Raw genomic sequence first — 14146 nt, 5'->3', positions numbered from 1 at the left:
GCCCGGCGGACGACACGGGGGTCAACCGATCGATCGATGCGGAACAGGATCGTCCGGATAGCCTGGGGCTCGGGAGAACGGTCGGCAGCAGGGCAAGGAGTGGACGGTGCGGATGGACAGGCGGTCGCCGATCGACACGGAGGCGGCCGACCCGGACGCCGGCTGGCTCGCGACCGTGATGCACGTGGCGTTCTTCGTCCTGCTGTGCTCCTCGCTGACCCGGTACCTGATCGTCCACCCCGGCGCTCCCGGGACCCCCTGGGTCATCGTCCTGGCCATCGTGCTGGCCCTGCTGTACGTCCTGGGTCCGGTCCTCGGCCCTCAGCAGGCCGACGGACGCGGGGCTCCTCCCGCCACGGCCTCCAGACTCTGGCTGGCGGCCGTCATCGGGGTGTGGTCCATCCTCGTGTTCCTGGCACCCAGTTTCGGCTGGTGCGTCGTGCCGCTCCTCTACACCAGCCTGCGCTCCCTGCGGACCCGGTCCGCGATCATCCTGGTCGCGCTGATCACCCTGTGCGTCGTGGCCGCCCAGCTGAAACTGCGGCTGCGTTTCGGCTTCGACCCGAACCTGATGTTCGCCCCGTTCGCCGGGGCCGCCGTCGCCACCGCCGTCTTCATCTACTCCCAGCGCCAGGCGGACCGGCTGCGGACCGTCATCGTCGACCTCGTCCGCACCCGCCGGGAACTGGCCGCGACCGAGCGCCGCGAGGGCACCCTCGCCGAGCGCCAGCGGCTGTCCATGGAGATCCACGACACCCTCGCGCAGGGCCTGTCGAGCCAGCAGATGCTGCTCCAGGCCGCCGACCGGCTCTGGGACACCGACCCGGCCGCCGCCCGCCGCCACATCCGTACGGCCGCGTCCATCGCCGAGCACAACCTCGCCGAGGCCCGCCGCTTCGTCCACGACCTCGCGCCCGCCGACCTCGCCGGGGGCGGCGGCCTCGACGCAGCGCTGCGCACGCTCGCCGAGCGGGAGTCCTCCGACACCCTCCAGGTCCGTTTCCACCAGGACGGCACGCCGACCGCCGCCCTCCCCGACCGCGTACAGGCGGCGCTGCTGCGGATCGCCCAGGGCGCGCTGGCCAACATCCGCGAGCACGCCGACGCCGGCACCGCGGCCCTGACCCTCAGCCATCTGGACGATCAGGTCGTCCTGGACATCGCCGACGACGGCCGGGGCTTCGACCCCGTCGAGAGGCCCGGCGGGGTGCGCGGCCACGGCCTGCCCGCCATGCGCGCGCGTGTCCGGCAGCTCGGCGGCGCCCTGACCATCGAGTCGGCACCGGGCGAGGGGACGGTCCTGACCGCCGTCATCCCGCTGTCGCCACGGCCCTGACACCGGGCGGGCTCCTCCAGGTCCTCATCGGGCGCACCTGCCCATATGGGCGGCCCCCGTTCCGGTGGAATGGCCGAACTGTGCGTAGACCAGATAGGTGCCTGAGGCATGTAGTGGAGACGGCACCACAGCCCCTGCCGCCGATCCGCCCCTAGCGAGGCCCCCGTGACCCAAGCCGTGGCGTTCCCCCAGGACCGGACCTGCCCCTACCACCCGCCCACCGCCTATCCCCGGACCGAGGAGGATCGCCCGCTGTCGCGGGTCTCCCTGTGGGACGGGAGGCAGGTGTGGCTCGTCACCGGACACACGGCCGCCCGCACGCTCCTCGCGGATCAGCGCCTGTCCACCGACTCCACCCGTGGCGACTTCCCGCTGCCGACGGAGCGCGCGACGGCCGTCCGCAGGCGGCGGCGAACGGCGCTGCTCGGCTGGGACGACCCCGAGCACAACGCCCAGCGGCGGCTGCTGATCCCGAGCTTCACCCTCAAGCGCGCCGAGGGCCTGCGGCCCCGCATCCAGGAGACCGTGGACCGGCTCCTGGACGCGATGGAGGCACAGGGGCCGCCGGCCGAGCTGGTGAGCGCCTTCGCGCTGCCGGTGCCGTCGATCGTCATCTGTGACCTGCTGGGCGTGCCGTACGCGGACCACGACTTCTTCGAGGAGCAGTCGCGCCGGCTGCTGCGCGGCCCGACGGTGGCGGACACCGAGGACGCGCTGGCCCGGCTGGAGGGCTACCTGGGCGACTTGATCGACCGCAAGCGCCTGAAGCCCGGCGACGGCGTTCTGGACGACCTGGTGGCGCGCGGGTCGGGAGACGGCGGTCCCGACCGCGAGGAGCTGGTGCAGCTCGCCACGATCCTGCTGGTGGCCGGGCACGAGACCACGGCCAACATGATCTCGCTGGGTACGTACACCCTGCTGCGCCACCCCGAGCGGCTGGCCGAGCTGCGCGCCGATCCCGGGCTCGTACCCGCCGCCGTGGAGGAGCTGCTGCGGTTCCTGTCGATCGCCGACGGACTGCTGCGGGTCGCGCGCGAGGACATCGATGTCGCCGGGACGGTGGTCCGCGCGGGCGAGGGCGTGGTCTTCTCGACCTCGGTCATCAACAGGGACGCCGCCGCCTACGCCGATCCGGACACCCTCGACTGGGCCCGGTCCGCCCGCCACCACGTGGCGTTCGGTTTCGGCATCCACCAGTGCCTCGGGCAGAACCTCGCGCGGGCGGAACTGGAGATCGCCCTCGGGACCTTGCTGCGCCGGCTGCCGGGGCTGCGGCTGGCCGTCCCCGCCGAGGAGATCCCGTTCAAACCGGGCGACACGATCCAGGGGATGCTCGAACTCCCCGTCACATGGTGAGAGGAGCGGTGCGGATGCGGGTCTCGATCGACGCGAACGTCTGTATCGGCGCGGGGCAGTGTGCGCTGACGTCACCGGACGACTTCACCCAGGACGACGACGGCTTCGGGACGGTCGTCCCCGGCAGGGAGGACGGCACCGGAACGCTGGTCCGCGAGGCGGTCCGCGCCTGCCCCGTACAGGCGATCACGCTCCATGACCCGGCCGACGAGGCGCGTGCGTGACGGGGGCCTGAAAGCGGTGAGGACTCGGCACCGCCGTGGCGGCGGTGCCGAGTCCCGGGCCCGGACGGACGACTCGGGCCGGGCCCGCCGGTTCAGATCCGTGTCGAGAGCGGGACCGTGATCTGCTTCAGCCAGCTGCCGGCGGCGAAGTCGCGGGCCTTGACGACGACGCGGTCACGGAAGACCTCCACCTGGAGCCCCTGGTTGAAGGTCCCCGGGACGGAGACCTCGCCGCCCATGCCGTCGTCCGTGTAACCCGTCTGCACGGCACCGGTGTTGATCACCGAGAAGCCGTCCAGGTTCGCGGTGCCGGGAACGACCCTGCGGACGTACCAGTCCGAGAGGCCGAGGTCCCAGTGCGTGTGCCCGCAGAAGAGGAAGACGTCACGGTGGCGGCCGAGGATCGCGAGGAGCCGGTCGGCCTGGAGGTAGTCGCGCGAGTACAGCCGATTGTGGCTGCCGGAGACGGTGTTGGGCAGCGGGTGGTGCGTGACGACCATGACGGGCTTGCGCCGGCGGGCCCAGTACGCGAGGCGCTCCTCCAGCCAGGTGAACTGGTCCTCGCTGAGCCACACCTCGTCCCAGAGCTTGGGGTCGTGGTAGTGCATGTACTTCTCGGTGCCGAGGCTCAGCACCGGGATGCCGCCGAACGAGTCCTCCGCGTACACCGAGTTGCGGCCGGCGAACCGGTAGAAGCTCCTGAACAGCGAGTCCTCGGTGGTGCCGTTGGGCCAGGTGTCCTGCGCGAGGGTCGACGGGTCCCGCCACTTGGGGACGTAGAACTCGTGGTTGCCGATGGCCCAGGCGACGGTGCTCGTGTGGGTGTGGCGCGCGAGTTCGGCCGCGACCGCCGCGTACTCGGCGTCGTACCCGCGCGGTGTGATGTCACCGGCGACGGCGAGGCCGGAACTCGCGGGGTTGGTCCGGTTCATGTCCTCCAGGGCGACGCCGAGGTCCTGGAGGTCGCCCTGGATGTCGCTGATGACGTTGAACGTGGTGACCGGTGGGCCGGATTGCGGGAGGGGCGCCGCGCCCGCCGGTATCTGGGCGGCGGCGACGGCGCCCACCGCCCCTGTCGCGACGGTGAGCAGAGACCTGCGATCCACGGAGAGTTCCTCTCGGGTACGGCGGCGCCCGGGGACGAGTCCTCACCTTCACGCCCCGCACGCTCAGGCTCTCGCGTCCCGGATCACCGCGCTTCGATCCAGACCCGTTATGCATACGCAATCCGACCGACCTGGCGCCCGGCCCCGGCATGTCTGCAGCATGAACGTATTCCGACGTGTTGAGCGTCAGGCGTGGAGACGAGACCGGAGGGCCTCCGGCGCGTCGACGGCCCGCGACGATGACTCGCAGTTGCCTCTCTCAGGCCTTCCGCCCCGCTCGTATTCCCTCCGGGACATCGGGATCCCTATGGGAGGCATTGGTTTCCTCATTGGAAACCAATGGATGGTCGACCTAGTGTCGACGACATCGCCGCACTGACGATCTCGCCGCGGAACGTCACCCGGACCAGAGTGTCAGTGTGCGCATCCCCGCCTCCGGGCCCCGACCGGGCCCGCCATCCCCTGGAGCTCCCTCATGTCGAAGATCCTTTTCGTGATGACCGGTGTCGACCACTGGACGCTGGCCGACGGCACCAAGCACCCGACCGGCTTCTGGGCCGAGGAGGCCGTCGCCCCCTACCAGGCGTTCAAGGCCGCCGGCCACGAGGTCGTCATCGCCACGCCGGGCGGTGTCGTCCCGACCGTCGACGCGGGGAGCCTCGCCCCGGAGGTCAACGGCGGCCAGGAGGGCGCGGACAGGGTCGCCGCGGCGCTCGCCTCCATCGACGAGATCAGGAAGCCGGTCAAGCTGGAGGACGCCCGCCTGGCCGATTACGACGCCGTTTTCTACCCCGGCGGCCACGGCCCCATGGAGGACCTCGCCGTGAACGCGACCTCCGGCAAGCTGCTGATCGACGCCCTCGCGTCGGGCAAGCCGCTGGGCGTCGTCTGCCACGGTCCGGCTGCGCTCCTCGCCGCCACGAACGCCGACGGCTCGAACGCCTTCGCCGGCCGCAAGGTCGCCGCCTTCACCAACGCCGAGGAGACCCAGGCCGGCCTCGCCGACCGGGCGAAGTGGCTGCTGGAGAGCCGGCTCGTCGAGGCCGGCGTGGACGTCCAGGTCGCCGAGCCGTGGGTGCCGCACGTCGTCGTCGACGGCAACCTGGTCACCGGCCAGAACCCGTCCTCCTCCGCCCCGCTCGCCGCGGAGCTGCTCAAGAAGCTGGCCTGACCGTCTCGGTACGGACCGGCCCGACGAGGCCCTCGCGCGGCCCCGCCCCGGAGCTTGCCGGGGCGGGGGCCCTCCGGGCCTGGACACGGCTGTCCCGCGTCACTAGCCTCTCCTCAATTACTCACTTAGTTGACTAGCTGCGGAGATGCATATGAAGCCCTTCCGTCAGGCCGTCGAGGCGAACGATCACGCGGCCATCGAGGCACTGCTCGCCGAGGATGTCGTCTTCACCAGCCCCGTGGCGTTCAAGCCCTACCGCGGCAGGGCCATCACCGCGGCCATCCTGCGCGGGGTCTCCCGTGTCTTCACCGACTTCCGTTACGTCCGGGAGATCACCGGCGAGGACGGTCGCGACCACGCCCTCGTCTTCGAGGCCCGGGTCGGCGACCGCGCGATCACCGGCTGCGACTTCCTCCACCTCGACGAGCAGGGCCTCATCGACGACTTCATGGTCATGGTCCGGCCGCTCTCCGCCGCACAGGCCCTGGCCGAGGCGATGGGCGCGCAGTTCGATCGCATCGCGGCCGAGGCCTCCGGCGCGGCGCAGGCCGACGGGGCGTGAGCGACGCCCCCGACGGAACGCAGGCCTGAGCGCGGCCCCACCCCGCGGCAGGCGGGGGTGCGGACCCTGGATACTGGCGCGATGCCGCAGACCCCGCCCGCCGTGGAGCCCGAGCCCATATCGGCCGACCCGCCGCACCGCGCGGCCCGCACCCTGCTCACCCAGTCCTGGCTGGACCTGGCGTTTCTGCACTGGCCCGTGGATCCCGCCGAGGTGGCCCCGCTCCTTCCCGCCGGGACCGTGCCCGACACCCTCGACGGCGTCACCTACGTCGGCCTCGTCGCCTTCCGGATGCACCGGGTCGGCTGGTTCCGCCTGCCGGGGATCCCGTACCTCGGAAGCTTTCCGGAGACGAACGTCCGCCTGTACTCGGTGGACGGTCACGGGCGCCGCGGTGTGGTGTTCCGCTCGCTCGACGCGTCCCGTCTCGTCCCCGTGGCCGTCGGGCGATGGGCCTTCCGCATCCCGTACGTGTGGTCGAAGATGACCGTCGGGGCCGACGCCTCCACCGTCACGTACACCAGCAGGCGCCGGTGGCCTGGGCCGCGCGGGGCACACAGCGCGATCAGCCTGGACATCGGCGAGCGGGTCGTCGAGCCCACCGCGCTCGAACACTTCCTGACCGCCCGCTGGGGCATGCACAGCTCCTTCCGCGGGCGCCCCCTCTACCTCCCGAACACGCACCCCCGCTGGCCACTGCACCGCGCCCGCCTCCTCACCTGCGACGAGACCCTCCTCTCGGCGGCCGGCCTGCGCCGCCCGCTCGGGGAGCCCGTGAGCGTGCTGTACTCACCGGGCGTTCCCGTCCGCTTCGGCGCCCCGCCCAGGCTCCCCCGCACCGTGACCGTTCCGCGCCCGAGGAACGGCGGCGACTGACGCCGCCGTCGTACTCCGCCCGTACCGTCACCGGCAGGCCTGCCGCTCAGGCCAGGTACGCGGCCACCAGCGTGGCGAAGGCCTCGGGAGCGAGGACCTCGACGCCCAGTTCCTGGGCCTTGACGGCCTTCGAGCTCGGCTTGCCGTTCGCGGACGGCGCCGCCACCAGATACGTGGTCCTGGAATTGACACCGCTGCCCACGCGCCCGCCGGCCTTCTCGATGAGCGCACCCATCTCGGAGCGGCCCCAGCCGTCCAGCGGACCGGTCATCTTCCCCGTGACCACGACCGTCTTCCCGCTCAGCGGCCCCTCGACCGCGTCCTCGGCCTTCTCCTGTCGCGGCTCGGTCATGCCGACGCCCGCCGCGATCAGCTTGTCGATCACCGGGGCGAGCGCGGCGACCTGCTCCACGATGACCGGCGCCTTCTCCGGGCCAATGCCCTCGACCTCCTGCAGCGCGTCGGCGTCGGCCGCCCGGATGGCCTCCATCGTGCCGAAGTGCGCGGCGATGCGCCGGGACATGCTGCGGCCGGTGCCCGGCACGCCGAGCGCGCAGAAGACCCGGCTGAGGGGGCGGGACTTGGCGAGCCGGATCTGCTCGGCCAGCTTCGTGCCCCGCTTGGCGCTGCCGGAGGCGGTGGTGAGCTGCTCCTCGGTGAGGGTGAACAGGTCGGCGACGTCTCCGACGACCCCGGCGCCGATCAGGGCGTCGACGTACTTCCTGCCGAGGCCGTCGATGTCGAGGATGTCGCGCCCGGCGACGTACTCGATCAGCGGCGCGAGCGCGCAGGCGGTGCCCTTGGCGCAGCGCCACCGCTCTTGGCTCTTGTCGATCTCCCCGCCGCAGTTCGGGCACTCCTCGGGCAGCGGTACGGGCAGGGCGCCCTGCGGGCGCAGCTCGACGACGGCGGCCTGGACGCGCGGGATGATGTCGCCGGCCTTGTGGACGGTCACGGTGTCGCCGATGTGGAGGTCGCGCCGGAGGATGTCGGCAGGGTTGTGCAGGGTGGCGCGGGTGACGGTGGATCCGTCGAGCTCCACGGCGGCGAGCACGGCCGTCGGGGCGAGCACACCCGTTCGGCCTACCTCCCAGAACACGTCCTCGAGGACGGTCTGCCGCTCGACGGCCGGAAGCTTGTACGCGATCGCCCAGTACGGGAAGCGGCTGCCGAAGCCCGCCGTCGCCTGCTCGGTGGCGCTGTCGGCCTTGATGACGACTCCGTCGATGCCGAACGGCAGGGTCGCGCGCATCGCGGCGATCGCGTCGACCCTGTGCTGAGCCTCGGCGAGGGTGGCGACGACGTGCAGTCCGGCGGGGGTCGCCGCCGTGGTCTGCACGCCGGCTGCCGCCACCGCGGCCAGTGTCTCGGCGTGACCGGCCCCGGAGGGCAGGAATGCCACGTCGTCCAGGTCGACCGCGCCGTACGCCCAGAACGTCATGGCCAGTCGGTAGGGCCGGTCCTTCGCCCGCAGGGTGCCGGCGGCGCCGTTGCGGGGATTCGCGAAGACGTCTCCGCCGTGCGCGATCCGTGTCTCGTTCGCGGCCTCGAACTGCTCCTGGGTGAAGAGGACTTCACCGCGCGCCTCGAAGGTGGCGGGTACGGGCAGCTGCTCGGGGAGGCCCACGATCGTCCCTATGACGTGGCTGACGTCCTCTCCCTGCGTGCCGTCGCCGCGGGTGATGATCTGCACCAGGCGTCCGTCGCGGTAGCGGGCGGCGACGGCGGCGCCGTCCATCTTCGGCTCGACGGTGAACCCTCCCGCCGGCTCGTGCCCGAGCCGCCGCTGGAGCGAGGTGCCCCAGGCGAGGAGCTCTTCCGGCGCGAAGACGTTGTCGAGGCTGAGCAGCCGCGTGGTGTGCGTGACGTCGCCGGCCGGGGCGGCTCCGTCGGCGACCTGATCGGCGGGCGAGTCCGGCGCGACGTCCTCCGGGTGCACCGCCTCCCAGGCCTTCACGGCGAGCCGCAGCCGGTCGTACGTGGCGTCGTCCATGACGCTGTAGCCCGCGCCGAAGTAGGTGCGGGAGGCGTCGCGCAGACGCTCGATGGCGGCCTCGTACGCGGCACGGCTGGACAGGCTGAAGTGCGCCTCAACGGCGGGCATTGTCGTCATGTCGAACATCTTGTCGCAGGGCACTGACAACGCCCGTCGGCGTCCTACTGCACGCTCATCCGGTGGGGGTGCGCCGGATCGGCCGGGCAGACGAAGGCCCGGTACTCGTGGCGGCCCGCCGCGACGCCGGTGGGGCAGCCGGGTTCGGGGAAGGGCCCCCAACTGGCCTGGGATTCACATGAGTCCATGGTCAGCAGCAGACGCATCTCGGCTCCGCAGGCTTCGCAGAGGACCCGCATCAGGTCGGTCCTGTGCCAGGATTCCCAGCCGCCGATCTTCCAGCCGGGCGCGAGGGAGAGGTCGTACTGGTAGGTGGGTGCCGCCCGGCCCACCCGCGCCTCGAAGGCGTCCTCCCAGGCGTAGATCCGGTCCACGAGGTCCGGCGGCAGGTAGTCGGCCCACGGGTATTCGACGATCCGCTCCGGATGCAGCGCGCAGGGCACCGGCACGTACCGCGCGTGCTCCGCGAGCGGCGGTTCGGGCTGTACGGACAGCGGGTTCGTCACGTCCACCGCGCGGCGCCAGAAGAGGCGCGTCGACGGCCCGAAGTCGCTGTACGAGCCGTCCTCGTGCCCGTCGAACGGGCACCACAGCATCTGGAGCAGGTCCTTCCCCGGCGGGGCGAAGGCCGCCAGATCGGGCACGTCGCGCGCGTGGAACTGGGCGAGAGCGAGGAGCGGCAGAGGGCCGCCGTCGTGACGGTCCGGCTGATGTCCGGCGTCGGCCATTGCCTGGACCTCGGCCCGTTCGGCGTCCGTGTACGCCCACCCGCCGGCACCAGCCGGGCGGGGCCGTGCCCGGGCAGCCCTGAGGATCTCCTCGTAGCGGCGGGCCCGTTGCGGCGACACGCCCCGGACCCTGCCGTGCTCCCGGCACTCCGGCCACGCCTCGTCCACCGGCCACAGCAGCGGCCCGCCCACGGAACTGTCGGCGGCCGTGGGCGCGCCGGGACGCGGATGCAGCCGCGTCGCGGTGCGCGCGAACGGCTTCAGTTCGGGAAAGGGGAGGGTGATGTCGAGGGGACGGTAGGGGGTGGTGGGCTTCACCGCGCAACGGTATCCAGTCGGCATGCGACGCCCGTCATCCCCGCGGACACAGAAGGGTCTCCAGTGTCCGGGACAGCGGGTAGGCACGCTCGGCGGGGAACAGGGCCTGCGCCTTGGCCGCACGTCCCGACTGGATCAGCGTCGCGGCCTTGCGGACCTGGGGAGTGAGGTCGGTGAGACCCACGATCCAGTCGTCGTTGAACGTACGGATCAGCTGGCGGCTGATCCCGACCTGGATGCTGTAGTGGTTCAGCGCCGCCCCGCGCACCGAGCGCTCCGGGTCCCACTGCACGTGCACGGCTGCCCGCGCCACGGCCTCCGGGTCCGAGGTCGTCAGCACGGCCCGGGACAGGGCCTCCTCCCACCCCTCGCGGGTCATCCGCACTGCGAGAATCCGCTCCTGGCCGGACTTCCGGGCCCAGTTGCTGCGGTGCATCAGCCACAGGAACGAGGGCTTGATCCACGTCATCCGGTGGAACGAGAACGGGGTGACGAAGCGCCCGGCGCGCAGCGCCGCGTCGGCGATGGCGGGCGAGTAGGCCTGGTAGACCACGATGGTGCGTGCGTCGTGGTCGGCACGGATCTGGTACTGGGGTGCCATGCCCCGCACCCTGTCACCCGGCCCGCCGGCGGGGCGAACGGTTTTCGAGGTGCGGGTGTGCGTGCCGCCCGACGAACGCCCGCTCCCCGCCGGTCCGAAAACGCGTCACACGCCGACTCCGTGCGGCCCGAGTCGGCGTGTGACCATGTCTGCTCCCGCCGTTGCGGCGGGAGCAGGCCGTTCGGCTTCTCGTCAGCGCGTGGCGAGGAGCTGCAGGCTGTCGATGACGCGGTTCGAGAAGCCCCACTCGTTGTCGTACCAGGCGACGACCTTGACGTGGCGTCCCTCGACGCGGGTGAGGGCCGAGTCGAAGATGGACGAGTGCGGGTTGCCCACGATGTCGGCGGAGACCAGCGGGTCGTCCGAGTACTCGAGGACACCGGCCAGCGGGCCCTCGGCGGCGGTGCGGTAGGCCGCCAGGACGTCGTCGAGGGTCACGTCGCGGGCGACGGTCGTGTTGAGCTCGACGATCGAGCCGACCGGGACGGGCACGCGGATCGAGTCGCCGGACAGCTTGCCGTCGAGGTTCGGCAGGACGAGACCGATGGCCTTCGCGGCGCCCGTGGAGGTCGGCACGATGTTGACGCCGGCGGCGCGGGCGCGGCGCGGGTCGCGGTGCGGGCCGTCCTGCAGGTTCTGCTCCTGCGTGTAGGCGTGGACGGTCGTCATGAAGCCGTGCTCGATGCCGGCGAGGTCGTCGAGGACCTTCGCGAGGGGCGCGAGCGCGTTGGTGGTGCAGGAGGCGTTCGAGACGATCGTGTGCAGATCGGCGTCGTACGCGTCGGTGTTCACGCCGTACGCGAGGGTGACGTCGGCGCCGTCCGCGGGCGCGCTGACGAGCACCTTCTTCGCCCCGGCGTCGAGGTGCGCGCGGGCGGCCTTGGCCGAGGTGAAGCGGCCGGTCGACTCCAGGACGATGTCCACGCCGAGTTCGGCCCACGGCAGGTCCGCCGGCTCGCGCTCGGCGAGCACCTTGATGCGGCGGCCGTCGACGACGAGGGTGTCGCCGTCCACGGTGACCGGGCGGCCGAGACGGCCCGACGTCGAGTCGAAGGCGAGCAGCCGCGCGAGGGCGGTGGGCTCCGTGAGGTCGTTGACGGCGACGACCTCGAGGTCGGTGTCGCGCTCCAGGAGCGCGCGCAGCACGTTGCGTCCGATGCGACCGAAACCATTGATGGCGATGCGAGTCATGAGCGGTGGTGTCCCTTCCGACCTTCCGATTCGCCACCCAGGTTCGCGCGGATCACCGGTCTCAACCAGCGGCGTGATCGCCATGGTCCGCAAGTATCGCGCCAAGGTCACGCCACGGCGCCCTCAAGGCCTTCTACTCGCCCTGTGCGAACGTGCGCCGGTACTCGCTCGGCGTGGTGCCGAGGATGTGCTGGAAGTGCAGGCGCAGATTCGCCCCGGTGCCCAGGCCGACGTCGGCGGCGATCTGCTCGACGCCCCGCTCGGAGCGTTCGAGCAGTTCACGGGCCATGTCGATGCGGGCCCGCATGACCCACTGCATCGGCGTGTAGCCGGTGTCCTCGGCGAACCGGCGCGAGAACGTGCGCGGTGACACCGCCGCGTTCCGGGCGAGTATCTCCAGGGTGAGGGGCTCGCCGAGCCGGTGCAGTGCCCATTCACGGGTGGCGGCGAACCGCTCGCCGAGCGGCTCCGGCACGCTGCGCGGTACGTACTGTGCCTGGCCGCCGCTGCGGTACGGGGCGGCGACCAGGCGCCGGGCGGCGTGGTTCGAGGCGGCCACGCCGAGGTCGCGGCGCAGGATGTGGAGGCACAGGTCGATGCCGGAGGCGGCGCCGGCGGACGTCAGCATGCTGCCCTCGTCGACGAAGAGGACGTTCTCGTCGACCTGGATCAGGGGGCGCTTCGCCGCGAGCGCCCGCGCGTAGTGCCAGTGCGTCGTGGCGCGTTTGCCGTCGAGGAGACCGGTGGCGGCGAGGGCGAAGGCCCCCGTCGAGATGGCGGCGAGCCGGGCCCCGCGGTCGTGGGCGGCGATCAGCGCGTCGACCACGGCGCGCGGCGGGTCCTCACGGTCCGGGTGGCGGTAGCCGGGGACGAAGACGATGTCGGCCCACGCGAGCGCCTCCAGGCCGTGGGCGACCTGGTACGCGAGGCCGTCGCCGCCGGCCACGACCCCGGGTTCCGCGCCGCAGACCCGTACCTCGTACGGCATGCTCGCCCGGGTCGTGAAGACCTGCGCGGGGATTCCGACATCGAGGGGTTTCGCCCCTTCGAGTACGAGGACGGCGACGCGGTGGAGACCTGAAGCAGACACGTCCACGAGGGTACGCGTACGCGTGTCCTCGCTGGTCAGCGGCGGTCCCGAGCGCCTGCCCCGTCACCCCCGCCAGAGGACGCGCGCGGTGCGCGCGAGGACGCGGGGGCCGGTGAGGGCCTTCGGGTGCCTCCGCATGTGGACGACGTCCATGTACGTCTGATTGACCCGCGCGTCCCTGACCGAGGCGGTCGTGATGTGGTCGCCCGCCCAGCGCAGGAACCGGTAGCCGCGCGGGTACGGTCCGGTGACGTGCGGCTGGGCGAGGTCCGCGGTCGTCGAGAGCTGCCACGCGGCGTCGACGACCACCGCGGCCCGGCGGAAGTAGTCCCAGGCCGGGTCGTGCGGCGAGGCGCCGGACCTCAGGTGGACGTGGAGCGAGGAGGCCTGGAGGGCGGCGAGGGTCAGCCCTTGGCCGTAGACGGGGTTCACGGTCGCCAGGGCGTCTCCGAGGACGACGAGCCCACCGGGGAAGTTCGTCAGGTCGGTGAACCGGCGCCGGCGGCTCTCCCTGAAGTAGAAGGGCTCCACCTCGCCGATCATCTCGCACCGCTCGGCCACCTCGCGGAGGGGTGCGACGCAGCGCCTCATCCGCGCGAGGAACTCCGTCCGGTCGCGTCCCGGGCGGTGGTCGGCGTATCCGGCGAGGACGACGGACCAGGCGTCGTCCTCGACAGCGGTCAGGGCCCCGGGTTCGCACACGGCCGGCTGGTAGTCGCTCGCCGGGCCCGGTGTGGAGTGGGCGATCACGGTGTCCGGGAGCTCGCTCCCGCGGGCGAAGCGGGCGGTGGCGTAGCCGAGGTCGACGCGCATGCGGTCGACCGGTGCCTGGCCCCAGCCCTCCGCGGCGAGCCAGGTGCCGAGCCGGCTGGAGCGTCCCATGGCGTCGACGACGAGGTCCGCCCGCAGGTCGTACACCTCGGCCCCAGTCTCTTCGGTCGGCTCCGCCGCGGCGCCGTCCACCGCCGCCAGTCGCGCGCCGACGACCCGTCCACCCCGGAGGATCAGCCCCTTGCCGGTGGCGGGCTCGAGCCTGACGTTGTCGAGGGCCGTCACGCGGCGCCGTATGTGCGTCTCGACGAACGGACGGGTCGCGCCGAGCATCCGCGTGTCGGCGACGGGTGCCTTGAGCGCTCCGTCGACGTAGAACCGGACCTCGTCGCCCTGTCCGAGGCGGGCCCCGCCGCTCACCATCTCGTGGGTGATGCCCGGGAAGAAGCGTTCGATCTGGGTGTGGCCCATCGCGAGCAGGGCATGCAGCTGACCCCGGTGCGGCGCGCCGGGACCCGTGCCGTTCCGCTCGCCGTCGAGGAGGTCGGGTTCGACGACCACGACCTCCTCGGCGAAGTCGCTCAGGACCCGGGCGGCGAGCAGCCCGGCGAAGCTTCCTCCCAGGACAACGGCGCGCTTCACGTTTCCCCCTCCGTACCGGGTCCGTCCCCCGGTCGTCTCGAAGATCATCGCGACGGCCGGG

At 72.1% G+C, this 14146-nt stretch carries 13 protein-coding genes; 6 read left to right on the top strand and 7 right to left on the bottom strand.

What is annotated here, in order from left to right; all coding sequences use genetic code 11:
* Positions 1 to 112 precede the first annotated feature (112 nt).
* From AC07AW_RS16125 to AC07AW_RS16115, 3 genes are all read left to right on the top strand, one after another.
* The gene (locus AC07AW_RS16125) at positions 113 to 1336 is read left to right on the top strand and encodes a sensor histidine kinase (RefSeq protein WP_478816262.1); all 1224 of its coding nucleotides are present in this window, start codon (positions 113 to 115) and stop codon (positions 1334 to 1336) included.
* Between the two features lie 165 nt (positions 1337 to 1501).
* Positions 1502 to 2692: a cytochrome P450 gene (locus AC07AW_RS16120; RefSeq protein WP_478816056.1), complete on the top strand. Its 1191-nt coding sequence runs from the start codon at positions 1502 to 1504 to the stop codon at positions 2690 to 2692.
* Between the two features lie 14 nt (positions 2693 to 2706).
* Positions 2707 to 2916: a ferredoxin gene (locus AC07AW_RS16115; protein ID WP_478816055.1), complete on the top strand. Its 210-nt coding sequence runs from the start codon at positions 2707 to 2709 to the stop codon at positions 2914 to 2916.
* A 92-nt stretch (positions 2917 to 3008) separates the two neighbouring features.
* Here the strand turns inward: AC07AW_RS16115 and AC07AW_RS16110 are convergent, their stop codons facing one another.
* Complete coding sequence (locus tag AC07AW_RS16110; protein ID WP_478816054.1) at positions 3009 to 4022, bottom strand: metallophosphoesterase family protein; 1014 nt, start codon at positions 4020 to 4022, stop codon at positions 3009 to 3011.
* 475 nt (positions 4023 to 4497) lie between these two features.
* Between AC07AW_RS16110 and AC07AW_RS16105 the strand changes: the two genes are divergently transcribed.
* From AC07AW_RS16105 to AC07AW_RS16095, 3 genes are all read left to right on the top strand, one after another.
* The gene (locus AC07AW_RS16105) at positions 4498 to 5193 is read left to right on the top strand and encodes a type 1 glutamine amidotransferase domain-containing protein (protein WP_478816053.1); all 696 of its coding nucleotides are present in this window, start codon (positions 4498 to 4500) and stop codon (positions 5191 to 5193) included.
* 151 nt (positions 5194 to 5344) lie between these two features.
* On the top strand, positions 5345 to 5755 hold the full coding sequence (locus AC07AW_RS16100; RefSeq protein WP_478816052.1) for a nuclear transport factor 2 family protein: 411 nt from the start codon (positions 5345 to 5347) through the stop codon (positions 5753 to 5755).
* 81 nt (positions 5756 to 5836) lie between these two features.
* Entirely contained in the window at positions 5837 to 6631 is a 795-nt protein-coding gene (locus AC07AW_RS16095) for a YqjF family protein (RefSeq protein ID WP_478816051.1), read from the top strand.
* A gap of 46 nt (positions 6632 to 6677) precedes the next feature.
* On the opposite strand, the gene ligA is transcribed toward AC07AW_RS16095, so the two are convergent.
* From ligA to AC07AW_RS16065, 6 genes are all read right to left on the bottom strand, one after another.
* Positions 6678 to 8744 carry an NAD-dependent DNA ligase LigA gene (gene ligA / locus AC07AW_RS16090; protein WP_478816050.1) on the bottom strand — a complete coding sequence of 689 codons (2067 nt, stop codon included), beginning with the start codon at positions 8742 to 8744 and terminating at the stop codon, positions 6678 to 6680.
* A 44-nt stretch (positions 8745 to 8788) separates the two neighbouring features.
* Complete coding sequence (locus tag AC07AW_RS16085) at positions 8789 to 9790, bottom strand: YwqG family protein (RefSeq protein ID WP_478816049.1); 1002 nt, start codon at positions 9788 to 9790, stop codon at positions 8789 to 8791.
* A 34-nt stretch (positions 9791 to 9824) separates the two neighbouring features.
* Complete coding sequence (locus AC07AW_RS16080) at positions 9825 to 10391, bottom strand: DUF4291 domain-containing protein (RefSeq protein WP_478816048.1); 567 nt, start codon at positions 10389 to 10391, stop codon at positions 9825 to 9827.
* A 192-nt stretch (positions 10392 to 10583) separates the two neighbouring features.
* Positions 10584 to 11582, bottom strand: a complete 999-nt coding sequence (gap, locus tag AC07AW_RS16075) for a type I glyceraldehyde-3-phosphate dehydrogenase (protein WP_478816047.1) — start codon at positions 11580 to 11582, stop codon at positions 10584 to 10586.
* A 133-nt stretch (positions 11583 to 11715) separates the two neighbouring features.
* The gene (locus tag AC07AW_RS16070; protein WP_478816046.1) at positions 11716 to 12672 is read right to left on the bottom strand and encodes a GlxA family transcriptional regulator; all 957 of its coding nucleotides are present in this window, start codon (positions 12670 to 12672) and stop codon (positions 11716 to 11718) included.
* 63 nt (positions 12673 to 12735) lie between these two features.
* A complete protein-coding gene (locus AC07AW_RS16065) occupies positions 12736 to 14085 on the bottom strand; it encodes an FAD-dependent oxidoreductase (protein WP_478816045.1) in 1350 nt (449 codons plus the stop codon).
* Positions 14086 to 14146: the final 61 nt, after the last annotated feature.

The sequence above is a fragment of the Streptomyces sp. NPDC044003 genome (assembly GCF_056435185.1).
Note: the sequence above shows the minus strand (reverse complement) of the source record. Positions and strands in the feature narration are given on the sequence as shown.

Coding starts and splice junctions, on each gene's coding strand:
- gap (WP_478816047.1), bottom strand. CDS start 11,582: ATGACTCGCATCGCCATCAATGGTTTCGGTCGCATCGGACGCAACGTG.
- AC07AW_RS16105 (WP_478816053.1), top strand. CDS start 4,498: ATGTCGAAGATCCTTTTCGTGATGACCGGTGTCGACCACTGGACGCTG.
- ligA (WP_478816050.1), bottom strand. CDS start 8,744: ATGACGACAATGCCCGCCGTTGAGGCGCACTTCAGCCTGTCCAGCCGT.
- AC07AW_RS16115 (WP_478816055.1), top strand. CDS start 2,707: ATGCGGGTCTCGATCGACGCGAACGTCTGTATCGGCGCGGGGCAGTGT.
- AC07AW_RS16095 (WP_478816051.1), top strand. CDS start 5,837: ATGCCGCAGACCCCGCCCGCCGTGGAGCCCGAGCCCATATCGGCCGAC.
- AC07AW_RS16100 (WP_478816052.1), top strand. CDS start 5,345: ATGAAGCCCTTCCGTCAGGCCGTCGAGGCGAACGATCACGCGGCCATC.
- AC07AW_RS16125 (WP_478816262.1), top strand. CDS start 113: ATGGACAGGCGGTCGCCGATCGACACGGAGGCGGCCGACCCGGACGCC.
- AC07AW_RS16080 (WP_478816048.1), bottom strand. CDS start 10,391: ATGGCACCCCAGTACCAGATCCGTGCCGACCACGACGCACGCACCATC.